At 65.5% G+C, this 14545-nt stretch carries 18 protein-coding genes; 7 read left to right on the forward strand and 11 right to left on the reverse strand.

Annotated features, from left to right (window positions below):
• Positions 1-74 precede the first annotated feature (74 nt).
• Positions 75-1283, forward strand: coding sequence for a phosphoglycerate kinase (gene pgk / locus SynRS9909_RS12770; RefSeq protein ID WP_007101320.1), 1209 nt, complete (start codon positions 75-77; stop codon positions 1281-1283).
• Positions 1284-1305: 22 nt separating this feature from the next.
• On the opposite strand, the gene SynRS9909_RS12775 is transcribed toward pgk, so the two are convergent.
• Together SynRS9909_RS12775 and SynRS9909_RS12780 are read right to left on the reverse strand one after the other, a co-directional pair.
• The gene (locus tag SynRS9909_RS12775; protein ID WP_007101319.1) at positions 1306-1752 is read right to left on the reverse strand and encodes a hypothetical protein; all 447 of its coding nucleotides are present in this window, start codon (positions 1750-1752) and stop codon (positions 1306-1308) included.
• A 96-nt stretch (positions 1753-1848) separates the two neighbouring features.
• Positions 1849-2619, reverse strand: a complete 771-nt coding sequence (locus tag SynRS9909_RS12780) for a nuclear transport factor 2 family protein (RefSeq protein ID WP_007101318.1) — start codon at positions 2617-2619, stop codon at positions 1849-1851.
• A gap of 62 nt (positions 2620-2681) precedes the next feature.
• Between SynRS9909_RS12780 and murG the strand changes: the two genes are divergently transcribed.
• The 3 genes from murG to SynRS9909_RS12795 all read left to right on the forward strand — a co-directional run bounded on the left by murG (position 2682) and on the right by SynRS9909_RS12795 (position 4472).
• Positions 2682-3758: an undecaprenyldiphospho-muramoylpentapeptide beta-N-acetylglucosaminyltransferase gene (gene murG / locus SynRS9909_RS12785; RefSeq protein ID WP_007101317.1), complete on the forward strand. Its 1077-nt coding sequence runs from the start codon at positions 2682-2684 to the stop codon at positions 3756-3758.
• A 64-nt stretch (positions 3759-3822) separates the two neighbouring features.
• Positions 3823-4080 (forward strand): antitoxin, encoded by a 258-nt coding sequence (locus tag SynRS9909_RS12790; RefSeq protein ID WP_007101316.1) that lies wholly within the window; start codon positions 3823-3825, stop codon positions 4078-4080.
• Entirely contained in the window at positions 4077-4472 is a 396-nt protein-coding gene (locus SynRS9909_RS12795; RefSeq protein WP_038001021.1) for a PIN domain-containing protein, read from the forward strand. Before SynRS9909_RS12790 ends, SynRS9909_RS12795 begins: the two co-directional genes overlap by 4 nt.
• Here the strand turns inward: SynRS9909_RS12795 and SynRS9909_RS12800 are convergent.
• Genes SynRS9909_RS12800 through SynRS9909_RS12820 form a run of 5 tightly spaced genes read right to left on the reverse strand, consistent with a single transcriptional unit; the run spans position 4429 to position 7072 of the window.
• A complete protein-coding gene (locus SynRS9909_RS12800; RefSeq protein ID WP_007101313.1) occupies positions 4429-4839 on the reverse strand; it encodes a HEPN domain-containing protein in 411 nt (136 codons plus the stop codon). The two genes, SynRS9909_RS12795 and SynRS9909_RS12800, sit on opposite strands and share 44 nt — an antisense overlap.
• The gene (locus tag SynRS9909_RS12805) at positions 4826-5245 is read right to left on the reverse strand and encodes a nucleotidyltransferase domain-containing protein (protein WP_007101312.1); all 420 of its coding nucleotides are present in this window, start codon (positions 5243-5245) and stop codon (positions 4826-4828) included. Before SynRS9909_RS12805 ends, SynRS9909_RS12800 begins: the two co-directional genes overlap by 14 nt.
• A 41-nt stretch (positions 5246-5286) precedes the next feature.
• Positions 5287-5679 carry a type II toxin-antitoxin system VapC family toxin gene (locus SynRS9909_RS12810; protein ID WP_007101311.1) on the reverse strand — a complete coding sequence of 131 codons (393 nt, stop codon included), beginning with the start codon at positions 5677-5679 and terminating at the stop codon, positions 5287-5289.
• Entirely contained in the window at positions 5679-5909 is a 231-nt protein-coding gene (locus tag SynRS9909_RS12815; protein ID WP_007101310.1) for a CopG family transcriptional regulator, read from the reverse strand. Before SynRS9909_RS12815 ends, SynRS9909_RS12810 begins: the two co-directional genes overlap by 1 nt.
• A 50-nt stretch (positions 5910-5959) precedes the next feature.
• Entirely contained in the window at positions 5960-7072 is a 1113-nt protein-coding gene (locus SynRS9909_RS12820; RefSeq protein WP_038001802.1) for an aminotransferase class I/II-fold pyridoxal phosphate-dependent enzyme, read from the reverse strand.
• Here SynRS9909_RS12820 and SynRS9909_RS12825 point away from each other — a divergent pair.
• The 3 genes from SynRS9909_RS12825 to SynRS9909_RS12835 all read left to right on the forward strand — a co-directional run bounded on the left by SynRS9909_RS12825 (position 7066) and on the right by SynRS9909_RS12835 (position 8538).
• Positions 7066-7257, forward strand: a complete 192-nt coding sequence (locus tag SynRS9909_RS12825; protein ID WP_007101308.1) for a hypothetical protein — start codon at positions 7066-7068, stop codon at positions 7255-7257. The genes SynRS9909_RS12820 and SynRS9909_RS12825 overlap by 7 nt on opposite strands.
• Positions 7254-7631: a hypothetical protein gene (locus tag SynRS9909_RS12830; RefSeq protein ID WP_007101307.1), complete on the forward strand. Its 378-nt coding sequence runs from the start codon at positions 7254-7256 to the stop codon at positions 7629-7631. Before SynRS9909_RS12825 ends, SynRS9909_RS12830 begins: the two co-directional genes overlap by 4 nt.
• Positions 7632-7704: 73 nt before the next feature.
• Positions 7705-8538: a pentapeptide repeat-containing protein gene (locus SynRS9909_RS12835; protein ID WP_007101306.1), complete on the forward strand. Its 834-nt coding sequence runs from the start codon at positions 7705-7707 to the stop codon at positions 8536-8538.
• A 20-nt stretch (positions 8539-8558) separates the two neighbouring features.
• Here SynRS9909_RS12835 and SynRS9909_RS12840 read toward each other — a convergent pair whose 3' ends face one another.
• The 4 genes from SynRS9909_RS12840 to SynRS9909_RS12855 form a co-directional block, all read right to left on the reverse strand.
• Positions 8559-10874: a type II secretion system protein GspD gene (locus tag SynRS9909_RS12840; RefSeq protein WP_007101305.1), complete on the reverse strand. Its 2316-nt coding sequence runs from the start codon at positions 10872-10874 to the stop codon at positions 8559-8561.
• Between the two features lie 104 nt (positions 10875-10978).
• Positions 10979-11722: a hypothetical protein gene (locus SynRS9909_RS12845; protein WP_007101304.1), complete on the reverse strand. Its 744-nt coding sequence runs from the start codon at positions 11720-11722 to the stop codon at positions 10979-10981.
• Positions 11719-13338 carry a PilN domain-containing protein gene (locus SynRS9909_RS14100; RefSeq protein WP_007101303.1) on the reverse strand — a complete coding sequence of 540 codons (1620 nt, stop codon included), beginning with the start codon at positions 13336-13338 and terminating at the stop codon, positions 11719-11721. The genes SynRS9909_RS12845 and SynRS9909_RS14100 overlap by 4 nt, the downstream gene beginning before the upstream one ends.
• Positions 13339-13376: 38 nt before the next feature.
• Positions 13377-14540: a quinone-dependent dihydroorotate dehydrogenase gene (locus tag SynRS9909_RS12855; RefSeq protein WP_007101302.1), complete on the reverse strand. Its 1164-nt coding sequence runs from the start codon at positions 14538-14540 to the stop codon at positions 13377-13379.
• Positions 14541-14545 lie beyond the last annotated feature (5 nt).

Below are 14545 nucleotides of genomic sequence, written 5' to 3' on the forward strand. Positions count from 1 at the left end.
GTGAACGTCTTAGCGCTGAAGCCGCGACACTCGGGTTAATCTCTCCCCGTTTTCATACCGCACGACACAACCCCATGGCGAAGCGTTCCCTGGCCAGCCTCAGTGGCACCGATCTCAGCGGCAAACGCGTTCTCGTGCGGGTTGATTTCAATGTGCCCCTCAACGATGCCGGCGCCATCACCGACGACACCCGCATCCGTGCTGCCCTGCCCACGATCAAGGATCTGCTTGGCAAGGGCGCCAAGGTGATCCTCGCCGCTCACTTCGGCCGCCCCAAGGGACAGGTGAATGAGGGCATGCGTCTGACACCCGTGGCCGCCCGCCTGGGCGAGCTGCTCGGCAAGCCGGTGGTGAAGACCGACAGCTGCATCGGCCCGGATGCCGAGGCCAAGGTGGCCGCCATGGCCAACGGCGATGTGGTGCTGCTGGAGAACGTGCGCTTCTTCGCTGAGGAAGAAAAGAACGACGCCGGTTTCGCTGAAAAGCTGGCTGGCCTGGCCGATGTGTATGTGAACGACGCCTTCGGCGCCGCCCACCGCGCCCACGCCTCCACCGAGGGGGTCACCAAGTTCCTGAAGCCCGCCGTCGCCGGCTTCCTGATGGAGAAAGAGCTGCAGTATCTGCAGGGTGCGGTGGATGAGCCCAAGCGCCCCCTGGCGGCGATCGTGGGCGGCTCCAAGGTGAGCTCCAAGATCGGCGTGCTCGAAGCCCTGATCGACAAGTGCGACAAGGTGCTGATCGGCGGCGGCATGATCTTCACCTTCTACAAGGCCCGCGGCCTCGCAGTGGGCAAGAGCCTGGTGGAAGACGACAAGCTGGAGCTGGCCAAGGAGCTGGAGGCCAAGGCCGCTGCCAAGGGCGTGCAGCTACTCCTGCCCACCGATGTGGTGCTCGCCGACAATTTCGCCCCCGATGCCAACAGCCAGGTGGCCTCGATCAATGCCATCCCCGACGGCTGGATGGGCCTCGACATTGGCCCCGATTCGATCAAGGTGTTCCAGGAGGCCTTGGCCGACTGCCAGACCGTGATCTGGAACGGCCCCATGGGCGTGTTCGAGTTTGACAAGTTCGCCGCCGGCACCAACGCCATCGCCACCACCCTGGCGGATCTGAGCGGCAAGGGCTGCTGCACGATCATCGGTGGCGGCGACTCGGTGGCTGCGGTGGAAAAGGCTGGCCTGGCCGACAAGATGTCGCACATCTCCACCGGTGGTGGTGCCAGCCTCGAGCTGCTCGAAGGCAAGGTGCTGCCCGGCGTCGCCGCCCTCGACGAGGCGGCCTGAACCGACCAGCCGCATCACCAGATCAGCCTTTGCGCGAGCCGTTCCCCCAGGGTCGGCCCTGCCGCTCCGGCATCGGCGGTAAGCCCAGCTTGCTCCGTTCCGCGTTCATCACCTCACGGCCCTGCGCCTGCAGGGCACGCCAGGCCTGACGTTGCTCCTGTTTGCAACCTCGGTACGCCTCCAGCGTGGTGGCTCCCTGCAAGCAGCTCTGGCCTTGGCGCAGCATGGCCAGGCGTTGGTCGTAGCTCCGCAGCTCCCAGGCGCGTCGCGTCTGGAACAACTGCTGTTTCTGGCTGTCGGTAAGGCTGGCCTCCGGCCCGCGCCCGCCCCAGCGACGGCCCGGTTCCGGATCCGCCAGGGACAAACCCGGCTGGATCGCAGCGGCGGCGAGGGCGGCACAGGGAATCAACAGGGCACGGTGCCAGCGCAAAGGGAGAGCCATGGGATTCGGGTCGATGGACTCCGTCATGCTGCGCCGATTGCGGTGGCAGGATCTGACTGAAAGAGCCGCAAACGATGACCGGATCTGACCTGACCTTCCTGCCTCAGCCCCCCGACGACGAGGTCAGAGCCTGAGCTGACTCTTGTCACTCACCACGCGCACCCGCTTGGTGACCGTGATCACGCCTTCCGGATGCACCACCAGAGCCGCCCAGGTCTGACTGCCGGGCTGATACGGCGCCTTCACGGATTTGAACAGGCCGCCTCCACCAAGGGGCTCGAGCTGAATGTCGGGGCTCTGCTGCGCGGCCACCTGCTCCGGGGTCAGGCCGATCAAGCCACCGGCGAGCATGGCATCGCCCAGCGGTTGCTCCAGCACCACGTCGACGTCGTAACGACTGCCGGTGAGGACCGCATCCGGGATCAGGAGGCTCACGGGGAAGGGCTGGCTGGCGCTGGAGAGCACCGACTCTTCCTGCAGCACCTCCTGCCCGGTGATCCGACCGCCCGCCACGCTGAGGGCGAGCTGCTGACTCGCCTGCAGCGTGAAGCGCTGGCCATCCATTTCACGGCTGGCGCTCACCGCGAGCGACAGGGTCTGACGCCCATCCGCCATCGGCTGACCCGCCTTCAGGCTCCAGCGCGCATCGGGGAAATCCGCGGCGAAACGACGGAAACGACGGCCGATCAACGCCTGCTGATCCGGGGCCAACAGGGCATCCAGACCGTTCTGGTCGGGGGCGTTGAGGGCCTGCTGCAGGCGCGTCACCAGCCCCGAAGCGCTGGCAGTGGCGTTGGCGTTGCTGGCCTCTGCGGTGCGGCCGGGCGGGGCAGCGGCGATCCCAGAGGCAGACAGCAGAAGGGCCGACAGGACGGCAAGGGCGGAGCGACGCACGCGGCTGGATCTCTTCGGCACTGCCCTTAAGTTAAAGCGCCTCTCGCAAGCCGCCCGTTGCCATGTCTCGGCTTCTGATCGCTGCCAGCGGCACCGGCGGCCATCTGTTTCCAGCCCTGGCGGTGGCCGAAGCGCTTCCGGAGAGCTGGAACGTGCGCTGGCTCGGGGTTCCCGATCGCCTGGAGACCCAGCTGGTGCCCGAGCGCTATGGGCTGGTGACGGTGCAGGCCGGCGGACTGCAGGGGCGGGGCCTGCGCAAGCTGCTGCAGCTGGTGCAGCTGATCGCCGCCGCTGGTGCTGTGCGCCGCCTGATCCGACGCGAGCGGAGCACGGTGGTGTTCAGCACCGGGGGCTACATCGCCGCACCGGCGATCCTGGCGGCACGCTGGTGCGGTGTGCCGGTGGTGCTGCATGAATCCAATGCCATTCCCGGTCGGGTGACCCGCTTGCTGGGGCGCTTCTGCCAGCAGGTGGCAGTGGGCCTGCCGGCGGCAGCGGCACGGATCCCGGGCTGCAAAGCCCTGGTCACCGGAACGCCGGTGCGACGCGAGTTCCTGGAAGCGCAGGCGCTGCCCGACTGGGCTCCCCATGGCGATGGCCCGCTCCTGGTGGTGATGGGCGGCAGCCAGGGTGCCGTGGGCCTGAACCGGATGGTGCGGGCGGTGCTGCCCGACCTGCTCACCGCCGGTTGCCGGGTGGTGCATCTGAGCGGCAGCAACGATGCCGAGGCGGGCAGCCTCAACCACCCGGCGCTGGTGGAACGTCCCTTCAGCGATGACATTCCCGGGTTGCTGCAACACGCCGATCTGGTGATCAGCCGGGCCGGTGCCGGCAGCCTCAGCGAACTGGCGGTGTGCCGCACGCCAACGGTGCTGGTGCCCTTCCCCCAGGCGGCGGATCAGCACCAGGACGCCAATGCCGCCTGCGCCGCCAGCCTTGGAGCCGCGGTGATCGTGCATCAGCACGCCCCGGAGCATCAGGCGCTGCGCACCACCCTGTGGCGGCTGCTGGGCCCACGCCTGCGCGGCTGCGATCCGGCAGCGGATCCGCTGCTGCAGCTTGCTGAGGGGATGGAACGGCTGGCGGTGCGCGATGCCGAGCAGCGACTGGTGGAGCTGCTGATGGTGCTGAGCAGGTGACGCGGCTGCTCAGAGCGCTCAAAGGAACCGTGAACTAGACTGGTCGAGACCAACAGGGCGCGGGATGAGAGCAAAGCTGTTTCGCAACGGGCGCAGCCAAGCCGTACGGCTGCCGGCCAGCTGCCGTTTTGAGGGCACGGAAGTGGAGGTTCAACGCGATGAACTCAGTGGTGTTGTGACGCTGACCCCGATCAGATCCACGCCTTTGGAGTGGCTCAGGCGCCGCAGCGAACTGCTGGAGAGCGACCCCGAAGGTAGTTTCGAGCCACTGTTTACGGCGATCGATCGAAGCGAAGTCGCTCAGGAGCGCGACTGGCCATGAAGCAAGTGTTCATGCTCGACACGAATGCGGTGCGTGCCCTTGTCGACAGGACATCACCACAACTGGATCGATGGTTCGCCGAAGATCGCTGCTCACTCTCTGCCGTTGTGGCAGCAGAACTGCGTTTCGGCCTAGCTCGGAGGCGCCTGAGCCCCCAGCGTGAGCAACTGGTCATCGAGCTGCTCAAGGCAATCCCGATCCAACCGTTCGAGCAGAACGCTGCGGAAAGCTATGGCGACCTGCGCGCGCAGCTGATGCAAAACGGCATCACCCTCAACGCCATGGATCTGTTGATCGCCGCCCATGCCATTGCCTTGAACTGCACCCTACTGACGGCAGATCAAGCTTTCAACCAGGTGGAAGCTCTTGAGAGCCGGCATTGGGAGGCGTGATCGAGCCTTCAATCCTGCTCTCCAAAGCCTTAAGACGACTCTCCAAATCATCCAGAAGCAGCACGCGGCTGGCCGGCAGTGCAAACGGCCCTTCTTCGTAGCGGGCCTCCACGGCAAACACCTGGAGTTTCTGAAGCCCCTCCGGCAGCTCCACGTTCAAGAGCAGAGCGAGATCCAGGAGCTCATGGGTGCGCGGAGCCGGCTGATCGCGCAGCACGAGCTCGGCCTTCAACAGCTTTTCCAGCGCCTGCTGAGCCTGAAAGCCCCATTCCTCATCGGGATACTGCGGATCGAGGTTGAGCCGCATCGCCTGCAGATGGCGGCGCACAATGCGCAACAGCAGCGCAGCGTCTTCAGCCGGCGACATAGAGCACCCGCCCCTCGCGAGCCACATCACCCATCACATGCCAACGGGATCCAGCCAGATGCTGCGCGTCTGAAGCTCCCACCACCAGCAGATCCACACCACAACCCACAGGCCCGAGCCACTGGCGGTAGCCAAAGCTGCGCTCGGTTTTCTCAGCCGGCGTGAGGATGGGCTTGCGGCAGATCACCGCCAGATCCAGATCAGACTCCAGCTGAGCATCGCCCCGCGCCCTGGAGCCGAAGGCCACCAGAGCCTGCACCTGCGGCTCCGCAGCAAGCACCACCAATCCGTTGCGCAGGGCAGCCGCATCCAAGCCCGGCCCGAGATCGAGCTGCTCGACAAGCGGCTGCGACTGCAGCCAGGGAATGGCTGGCGCGCGGAAGCGAGTTGCCGGAGAACTGGCCATGGATCAACGCTACTGGCAGTTACCAGGGCAACCAAGCCGCCTCAGGGCGATGGCTTGCGATAGGGAATCAGCAGATCGGGAAGCATGGGGAAGTGACGCTGGTTCAGTGTCACCAACGTGCCGCCAACACCATCGGCAGTTGCGGCAATCAGGGCATCAGCCAGACCGGTGCCATGACTGCGTCCGTATTGGCGGCGCCAGAGCCCGGCCACCACGGCCGCCTTGTCATTCAGCGGAATCACGTCAAAAGCTTCAACAAAGGCGTCGAGACGCTTCCTCTCCTCACCATCGCGCACACCCGCATAAAGCTCGGCGACAGTGATCACCGATGCCGCAAGAACCTGATCAGAACCCTCCAGGAAGGCCACCGCCTGCGGTTGATCACGCAAGTAGTCGATGAGCACATCCGTGTCGACCACCAACAAGCCCGACATCAACGGTCGAGCTCGCGCCTGAGGGCATCCCAATCCGGCAGGTCGTTTCGCTCAGACCACAAACCACGCCCCTCGCGCAGCCGGGCGAGACGCCCTCCCGCCTCCTGTCGCTGAAGAAACTCATCCAAGGCCTCTCGAATCAGAGCACTCTGGGTACGCCCCGAGCGCTGAGCCAGAACCCGAAGGCCCTCGTGCTCCTGCTCAGAGAGGTAGATCTGCGTTCTGCGCACAACCGGACCTCACCCGCAGTGATGTATGCATCATACATCGCAAAGCTGCATCAGAACAACTCCCTCCGCATGGCAGCCAGGATGCGCCGATTACCGCGCCGGTTCTGGACGCCGATCCGCAGCCAGCTCTCATCCAGCCCTTCAAAGGAGCGGCAATCACGCAGCAGGATGCGATGGCGGCTTTCCAGCGCCTCGCGCAGGGGCTGGAGCGACAACGGCTCACCATCCCGCTCGCCCCGGATCAACAGGTAGTTCGCCGCTGAGGGCATGGGGCTGATCCCCGGCAGCCCCGCGAGCTGCAGCTGTAGCCAGGCGCCTTCGCGGGCGGTCCAGCGCTGCACACGCTGCAACCAAGCCTGGTGGCGCTTGGGGCTGCGCAGCAAGGCCTGGCCCACGGCTGACGCCACCGCATTCACCGGCCAGGGATCACGCCAGGCGGCCCAGCGCTGCAGGCGCTCGGGTTGGGCCACGGCATAACCGAGGCGCAAACCGGCGATGCCATAGAGCTTGGTGAGGCTGCGGATCACCACCAGATTGGGGTGCTCCGCCACCAGCGGAATCAGCGACTGCGTCTCGCCACCGGGCACCAGGGGCAGAAACGCCTCATCGCAGATCACCAGAGTGAAGCGCTGCAGCAGTGGCGCCAGTGAGGCGCGGCTCCAGAGCTGGCCGGTGGGGTTGTGGGGATTGGTGATCCAAAGCACGGAGGCCACCCGGGCCGCAGCCGTGAGCGGGAACGGTTGCGGAGTCGCCGCACTCCAGCGCAGCGGCAACGCCAAAGCCTCGGATGCCCCATCCCAACAGCGCAGAGCCCGGGCGTAATCAGCAAAGCCAGGCTGGGGCAGCAGCGAAGGCCCGGCGGCGGCCGCATCGCGAGCAGCCCAGGTGAACAGCTCAGCGGCACCGTTGCCGGGAAGCACCCCGCTCGGATCGAGGCCATGCACTGCAGCGATGCAACGCCGCAAACGCTCCTGACCGCGATCGGGATAGGGCTGCAACGGCGCCCGCAGCCCCTGCCAGCGTGCTCGCCAGGGCAAGGGGAAGGGCGCCAAGGAGGCGCTGGCATCGAGCAGCTGATCCGGACGACAACCGAGGCGCCGTGCCGTGGCCTCCAGATTGCCGCCGTGAACTTCAGGCACAGGAGTGCTGCCAGTGGATGCCATCATGCAGCGATCGATCGGAAGCGGCCCTGCACGACATCAGCGCCACCCCCACCTTTGTGATCGGCCCCACGATCAGCAGTGAGCGTCATCGGGGCGGGGTTGTGGAAGGCGCCTTACCCTGGCCGCAATTCAAGGCGCTGATCGAGCAGCAACTGAAGCAGGCCTCCAACGATGCGAAGCGATGAGCGCTGAGACGCTGCACAACGACAGATCCTGGTTCGCCAGCCATCCGGATGCCGTGGTGCGCTTCCGGCGGCAGCGCCTCGATGAATTCGCCGGCCTGGCGGCCCGCGGTGAACAAGCGCCGGTGTTCCGCCCGAGTTTCAGCCGCGAAGAGGCGCTCACCTGGGTGGCGGTGGTGGATCTGTTTCAGCTGCTGCACGACGCCAACGCGGCCGCCGATGGCACCCGGATGCGGCTGCGGCTGCGCACGATTCCGATTCGAGGCGCAGCGGCACGAAGCCAAGCCAAAGCAGAACTGATCAAAGCGGTGGCGCGTGAACTACTCGAGCAAGCCCTGCTCGATGAGGCGCTGCACCACAACCTCGACGTGGCCTGACCCCCAGCCGGATCGACAGAGGCTGCCGCGACTGATACAAGAAGCCCACTGCCATCGCAGCCGTTACCGACTCATGCGCTCCCGTTCCCTGCTGCTGGCGATCACCCTGTTCGGCGGCAGCGCCCTCCCTTCCGATTTATCTCCGCCGGCAGCAGCCCATGCAGCCGATACCGAAGCCGTGCTGCTGGTGCTGCAGCAGCGGAGCTGCCCAGGGTGCAAGCTGCAGGATGCCGATCTGGTGCATGCCGATCTGCGTGATGCGGATCTGAGCGGCGCCCAGTTGCAACGCGCCAACCTTGGCCAGGCCCGCCTCGATGGAGCGGATCTGCGTGGCGCCGATCTCAGCTTCACCAGCCTGCGTAGTGCCTCCCTGCGCGGCGCCAACCTGGAGGGAGCACGGCTCTATGGCACTGATCTGCGGGGGAGCGACCTCAGTGGCGTGCGCCTTGATCAGAACGCTCTGGAGGAAGCGCACTGGCAGGGTGCCCAGGGCATCGCCGGCGGCGTGCAAAGCCACGCCTCCCTGCACAATGCCGGCGTGGAAGCAGCCCAGGCCGGACGGTGGCAGAACGCGGAAGATCTTTTCGGCGAGGCCATCAAACAAGAACCCACACAATCGCTGTCTTGGATTGCCCGGGGCATCGCACGCGCTCAACTCGTCAAAGACGATCTGGCCGCAGCAGATTTTCGCTACGCCGCATCACTACTCCAACAAAACGGCAATCAAGCCTGGGCGGAACAACTCCAGGCGGCAGCCAACAATGTGAGCCAACGTCGCCATCACCAAGACACCCCTCCTGCCTCAAACGGCATCGGCAGTGGCTTCCTGAGTGGAATGCTCGGCACAATGCGCATGCTGGCTCCGCTAGCAATCAAGGCGTTTGCGCCGATGGGCATGGGCTTCTGAGCGGCCAGCCTGTCAGTCAGTCAGTTTCCCGTCATAATTTGCCGTGCCGCAGGCAGATTCGGGCGATAGCCATAACCATACGAACCGCCGGAGCGATCATCAATGATGCGCGGCGTCACGAGGATGACCAGCTCGCTCTTCGAACGCTGCCCTCCGGAACTACGGAAAAATTGGCCAACAAAGGGGAGATCGCCAAGAATGGGCCACTTCGACACCACCTCACGATCCGTGTCGTTAATTACACCCGTGAGAATCAAAGTCTGACCATCTCTGACGCGGATTTTACCCGTATCCAACGAGCGATCATTGATAATCGTGATCGCCCCACAATTCCCCACCTGCTCCGAGCCAACGGGCGCCGAAATCTCCGGCGACAACGCAAACGTGATAAATCCATTGTCATCAATTTTATCCACTCGCGCGCCAAATGTAAGACCAGCATTCGCGAACACTGGCTGACAAAAGTTATTGCCATTAATATCTTGCTTTACCTCGTACGACGTTACAAACTGCGTGCCAACACGCACATAGGCTTCATTGGAATATTCACGACCAATTTTGCCATCTTCAGAGATTTTCCCCTTATCAGTGCCCATCGACTTTTCACCTCCTTCCTGGAGCACAAGCGTGGGACTTGCCAACACCTTGGTCGACGAAGACTCAATCTTGGCCCGCAAGAAATCAAAGAATTGATTGGTGGGATACTGGAATTTGGTCGGCGCCGTGTATTCGACGGTATCTTCAGTCACATCACTGACACCTGGCTGCAGAGGGTTGTTGTAGGTGCCAAAATCGGGCCTCGTCGGCGATCGCGTCGTATCACCCAGCCGCGTTGATGAACCTGGCAATGGATAGGCCGAGGTCGGTTGATCAAAGAAGGGGGTGTTATCACCGGCAAGGCTGCCAGTGCCTGGCACAGGCGTCGTACCCTCTTGCGCCGAATATTGACCCGGCAAACCACCGGCTTCCGAACCAGGCGGTTTGTAACTGCCAAAATTAGCCAGCAACTCGCCATTATTGCTCACCACAAACATATTACCAGAGCGGAAGGCAAAACTGTTGGCGATCTGCTTGTCATTCTCAAGATTGATATCCAAGATCTTAACCGTCAATGCCACCTGCCGCTGCCTCAGGTCAATCTGCTTCAGATAGCTTTCAGCAATCGCAACCAACTGAGAGTCACCCACCAAGGTCACCGTTTGCAATCGCGCATCCGTGGTTCCCGTCAAACCCCTGAGAGGCCCCACCGAAGAACCATAAGTCTCCACATTGGTCAACGTGGATCGCGTCTGCGAGGTCTGCGTGCTGAGCTGCGACGTGCCGGCGGATGCAGGCTCCCCAGTGATAATCGACGTGGTGTTGACCTTACTCATCGAAGCGCCCAGGCTCGCCAGGTAATCGGCAGCGGACGTGGCGCTGGCCTGATTGAGCCGATACACCTTCGACACCTGAGGGCCAAACGTCTTGGCAGACACAGAGGTCCCCACGAGCAAAGTGCGGCCATCCAGCTTTCCCTGTAGCCCCGAAGCCAACAAAATGCCGTTCAGGGCACGGGCATAATTTTCATTCTGAAACGACATCGTGACTGGAATCAACCCACCCAGCCCCTGACCTGAGGGTGGCGTCGTACCGGGAACTCCTGGCGTCGTCGTTGTGCCAGGAAGGTCTTCACCCACAAACACGAAGCCGTAGCCGCCGAGCCTGGCGATCGACAGCAACGCATCCTTCGCTGGTGCATTATTCAGCGTCAGCGTCACCGGTGGTCCGCTCACATTCACGAAGCTGCGGTTCTGCAGCACCATCGTGCCCACGGCCATATCGCCTAACGGTGGAGCCACAGCACGGGGGCGCAAGGGTGGGGCATAGCGCGCCTGGGGCACCCGTCCGGGTGTGTTGAGATCCAGCCGTCCGGTTTGCAGGGTGGGCGAGGCCAGTCCGGGAAACGACAGGATCAGATTGCGACCATCCGCACTCACCAACGGGTCGGGAGGCGTCACCCCATTCACCGCATCGAATCGCAACAGATAGGTGGAGCCACTGCCCTCAAGACTGAAGCGCTGGATGCCCAAATCCGGAAGCGACAGCCGCGACACACCACCACGCACACCCGGGGTGCCCTGCGTGGTCAGGCGTCCTTGCCATTGGCCGCTCTCCAGCCGCTGCTGCAGCACCGGTTGGGCGCCCACACCCACCACCACGATCTCCAGCCCCTCCGCACTGCGGCGCGCCTGCAGTTGCATCACGCCATCGGCCTCGGCCAGCACGGGAGCGGCCGCCAACTCATACAAGCCGAACGCCCCCAGCAGCGCTGTTCCACCGAGGCAGGAGCTCAGCATCGAGGCACAGATCCGTCGCTGCGGCGATCTCATCACAAACAAGGGACCCTGCGCTGCAACCGCTGGCCGGATGGTATCGATCCGATCCGGCTCCAACCAGCCCGCTACGACGGCGGTGTCGCGCTCTTCGCCTCGTTGGCCTTCTGGGCCTTGGGCGGCAGGGTGTCGTAGAAGCTCAAACGCAGCTTCAGCTCGGTGAGCACGGGGCCGCTGTCCTCATCAGCCCCTGCGGCATCGTCCGTGGCGCTGGCCACTCCGTTCAGCTCCAGGTCGCTGGGGCGCACCAGCAGATCAAGCGATTCCATCCGCCGCAGAAACGCCAGCACGTTGGGATAGGAGCCGCGCACCTGGAGCAGCACGCTGGTGATGCTGTAACCGAGCGCCTCCAGCGGATCGCTCGGCGGCTTGGTCGCCTTTTCAGCCTGGCCCTTCTCGGGCTTGGCGGCGCCTTGTGGGGCAGAAACCACGGGCTTGGCTGGCACCGGTTCATAGAGCTCGATCGCCACCCCGGTGGCGCGCGCCGCCCGGCTCAGCTCGGCGAGAAAGGTGCGGATCTGGCCCTGGCCCGCCAGCAACTCCACGAGCAGGGCCTGCTGGTCGCGCGCCGCCTGCTCCTGCTGCTCCGCCTTCGCCAGCTGCGTCTCGAGCAGGGGCAGGCTCGACTGCTTGGCGCGCAGGGCCTCCAACCGCTGGTGCTGCTGCTGGAGACTGCCCCAGCGGGGCCAGCCAACGATCAACACCAAAGCGGCGGCCAACAATCCGCCCACGAGGATCGGCAGCCCGAACAGGAGGCGTTCCTGTGTGAATCGCCGGGCCCAGGCGGGCTGATCCGGGCTGAGATTGGTCACAGGGCCACCCCCGCCTGCTGCAGCAACTGGAAGCGCCGCACCAGCCCATCGGCCCCGAGCGCCTTCAGGGTGGCCAACGAGGGGCGAGCGGCGGGATCCAGCCCCCAGGTGAGGCTGAAGGTCACCGCTTGCACAGGCCCCCCGTCATCGCCGGAGCGCGTCGCCTTCACCACCTTCACCCCATCGGGCTCGCTGATCGGCAGCGCTGCAAGGGCCAGCACCAGGGCATTGATCCGCTCCAGGGGGCCGGGATCCAGCGACGCCTGCGCTTCACCCGACAGCTCGATCGCGTTCCCCTGCACGCGCAGGCTCTGGAGCTGCACCCCCGCGGGGGTCACCTGGCGCAGTTGCTCCAGCAGCGCCGACCCGGAGGGCACCGCCACCAGCTGCTCCGCCAGACGGGTGTTGTTCTTGCGCAGAGCCGTCGTGGTTGAGCGGAGGCGACGCAAGCGCGATTCCGCCCGGGTCACCCGCTGCTCCACCGGCATCAGCTGCGCCAGCTGCTGGGCCTGCTGCCCCTCCTGCCAGCCCATCAGGGCGAGCAACAGCAGCGACGCCAGCACCAGGCCGCCGCCCCAGAGGCTGCCCTGCAGCAGCAGAGCCCGCGCGGGCGGCGGCCCGGCTCCAGCCCCAACCCCGGCGGCCGATGCCGCCAGGCCCAGCTCCCGGCGGCGCTCCTCAAGCAGATCCAACCCCGGTGGCGGCGCCTCCGCCTCCGCGCCCTGGTCGGGGAAGGCCAGGCTCTCGAGCGAGGCAAAACGCGCACCGCCCGCCTCCTCGGCCCAACGACCACCCAGCCACCCCTGCAGCTGCTGCCGCGCCTCCGCAGGCGCCGTGATCCAACAGCGCAGCGCTGGCGATGCAGCGCCGGCATGCCGCTCCCAGGCCAGCAGCAACGCCTCCAGATCGCTCTGCAGGGCATCGGCGGAGGAGAACAGCCGCTCCAGCTCCGGCCAGCCATCCCGCAGCACCAGCAACCGCCAGGCGCTGCCCTGCTGGAGCAGCCAGGCCAGATCACCGGTCAACGGCATGCCCTCCGCCTCGCACCGCGCCAGCAAGCCCCGGCGGGCGGCCGCCAACACTCCGTCCACCCGCTCCAGACGCAGATCCGCCGCTTCGATCACAGCCACCCAGGCCTGAAGCAGCAGCCGCTCCGCTCCCACCAGCAGCTGCGACGCCGACGACAGGCCAGGCGATTCCAGGGCCAGCACCAGCTCAGACAAAGGAAGCGACCAACCCAGATCCGGCTGGAGGCTGCGCAGGGCTTCAATGCTGAGCGGGGCCTGACCGTCGGGGGGCACCACCAGGCGCCAATGGCAGCACTGCAACGGCAGCAACAGCACCAGATCCACCACCGCAGGCGGCAGGCCGTTCTCCAGCAGCCAATCGGCGAGGAAATCCGCCAGGGCATCGCGCTGCAGGGGCAAACCGTCCCGGCACACGTCCTCCGGCAATGGCACACACCGCTGCTCCCACACGCCTCCCTGGCGCCAGGCCAGGGTCAGCTGCGTGTCGTTGGGAGCGAGCCACACGGTCTGGCGCCGGGCGAGGGCGCGCCAGGCGAGCATCGACCGCTCCAGGGCCGGGAACCGTTCGCGCAGTGCCGCCAGCTCCAAAGGTGTGTGGCGTACCGCCGCTGCCGGAAGGGTATCGACTATTGCCAGGGCACGCCGCTGCCCACCGCATCGCGGAGATGGCGAAAGCCATGGCGGTCGAGCTGTTGCAACAGACCCTCCAGAATTCTCGGCACCAGATCGGGGCCCTCAAAAATCCAGCCCGTGTAGAGCTGAATCAGGGAAGCGCCGGCGGTGATCCGTTCCCAGGCCGACTCCGGACAGTCAATCCCTCCCACACCGATCAGGGGCAGGGCAGGGCCGGCGGTGGCCCGCAGGCGTCGCATCACCTCCAGGGCGCGATGACGCAGGGGTGCACCGCTGAGGCCACCGGCCTCCTCCGCCAGGGTGCGGCCGGTCTGGGTCAGGCGCCGCTGCTCAAGCCCGAGCCGATCCAGGCTGGTGTTGACGGCGATCACCCCGGCCAGACCCTCTTCGTAGGCGAGGCGGGCGATGGCATCGATCGCGTCATCCTCCAGATCCGGCGCGATCTTCACCAGGAGGGGCGGACAGGCCGGCAGGCGACGCAGGCGCTCCACCAGACGGCGCAGCTGGGCGGAATCCTGCAGCTCCCGCAGGCCGGGAGTGTTGGGGGAGCTGACATTGATCACGGCATAGTCGGCCAGGGGAGCGAGCAGCTCCAGCGAGGAGGCGTAATCGTCGGGGGCCTGCTCCAGCGATGTGACCTTCGACTTGCCCAGATTGATGCCCAGAACGGCCGGCCGCTGCCCAGGGGGAGGCAGGGCCTGCCGCTCCAGGGTGCGGCGCATCGCCTCAGCACCGTCGTTGTTGAAGCCCATCCGGTTCAGGGCGGCCCGTTCCGCCGCCAGACGGAACAGACGCGGCCGGGGGTTGCCCGGCTGGGCATGCCAGGTGACCGTTCCCACCTCGGCGAAACCGAACCCGAAGCGATCCCACACACCCGCAGCCACACCGTTCTTGTCGAACCCGGCCGCCAGACCCACCGGGTTGGCAAAACGACAACCGAACAGCACCTGCTCCAAACGGAGATCACGACGATTCAGCTCACCGGCAACACCCTGCAGAACCGTCGACACCCCGGGCCACTGGCGCCTGAGGCTGGCCTGCCCCAGAGCCAACAGGGCCGAGCGACTCAACTGCTCCGCATCCAGCCCCTCATCCCGGGCCAGCACCGGACCGAGCCAGCGGCGGTAAAAACTCCCGGTGGAGAACGGCTCGGCCATCAGCC

The organism is Synechococcus sp. RS9909 (assembly GCF_014279595.1).
Taxonomy (GTDB): Bacteria; Cyanobacteriota; Cyanobacteriia; order PCC-6307; family Cyanobiaceae; genus Synechococcus_C.

What these genes read in the sequence shown, in the direction of transcription:
- pgk (WP_007101320.1), top strand. Translation starts at nt 75, where the DNA reads ATGGCGAAGCGTTCCCTGGCCAGCCTCAGTGGCACCGATCTCAGCGGC.
- SynRS9909_RS12775 (WP_007101319.1), bottom strand. Translation starts at nt 1,752, where the DNA reads ATGACGGAGTCCATCGACCCGAATCCCATGGCTCTCCCTTTGCGCTGG.
- murG (WP_007101317.1), top strand. Translation starts at nt 2,682, where the DNA reads ATGTCTCGGCTTCTGATCGCTGCCAGCGGCACCGGCGGCCATCTGTTT.
- SynRS9909_RS12790 (WP_007101316.1), top strand. Translation starts at nt 3,823, where the DNA reads ATGAGAGCAAAGCTGTTTCGCAACGGGCGCAGCCAAGCCGTACGGCTG.
- SynRS9909_RS12795 (WP_038001021.1), top strand. Translation starts at nt 4,077, where the DNA reads ATGAAGCAAGTGTTCATGCTCGACACGAATGCGGTGCGTGCCCTTGTC.
- SynRS9909_RS12800 (WP_007101313.1), bottom strand. Translation starts at nt 4,839, where the DNA reads ATGTCGCCGGCTGAAGACGCTGCGCTGCTGTTGCGCATTGTGCGCCGC.
- SynRS9909_RS12805 (WP_007101312.1), bottom strand. Translation starts at nt 5,245, where the DNA reads ATGGCCAGTTCTCCGGCAACTCGCTTCCGCGCGCCAGCCATTCCCTGG.
- SynRS9909_RS12810 (WP_007101311.1), bottom strand. Translation starts at nt 5,679, where the DNA reads ATGTCGGGCTTGTTGGTGGTCGACACGGATGTGCTCATCGACTACTTG.
- SynRS9909_RS12825 (WP_007101308.1), top strand. Translation starts at nt 7,066, where the DNA reads ATGCCATCATGCAGCGATCGATCGGAAGCGGCCCTGCACGACATCAGC.
- SynRS9909_RS12820 (WP_038001802.1), bottom strand. Translation starts at nt 7,072, where the DNA reads ATGGCATCCACTGGCAGCACTCCTGTGCCTGAAGTTCACGGCGGCAAT.
- SynRS9909_RS12830 (WP_007101307.1), top strand. Translation starts at nt 7,254, where the DNA reads ATGAGCGCTGAGACGCTGCACAACGACAGATCCTGGTTCGCCAGCCAT.
- SynRS9909_RS12835 (WP_007101306.1), top strand. Translation starts at nt 7,705, where the DNA reads ATGCGCTCCCGTTCCCTGCTGCTGGCGATCACCCTGTTCGGCGGCAGC.
- SynRS9909_RS12840 (WP_007101305.1), bottom strand. Translation starts at nt 10,874, where the DNA reads ATGCTGAGCTCCTGCCTCGGTGGAACAGCGCTGCTGGGGGCGTTCGGC.
- SynRS9909_RS12855 (WP_007101302.1), bottom strand. Translation starts at nt 14,540, where the DNA reads ATGGCCGAGCCGTTCTCCACCGGGAGTTTTTACCGCCGCTGGCTCGGT.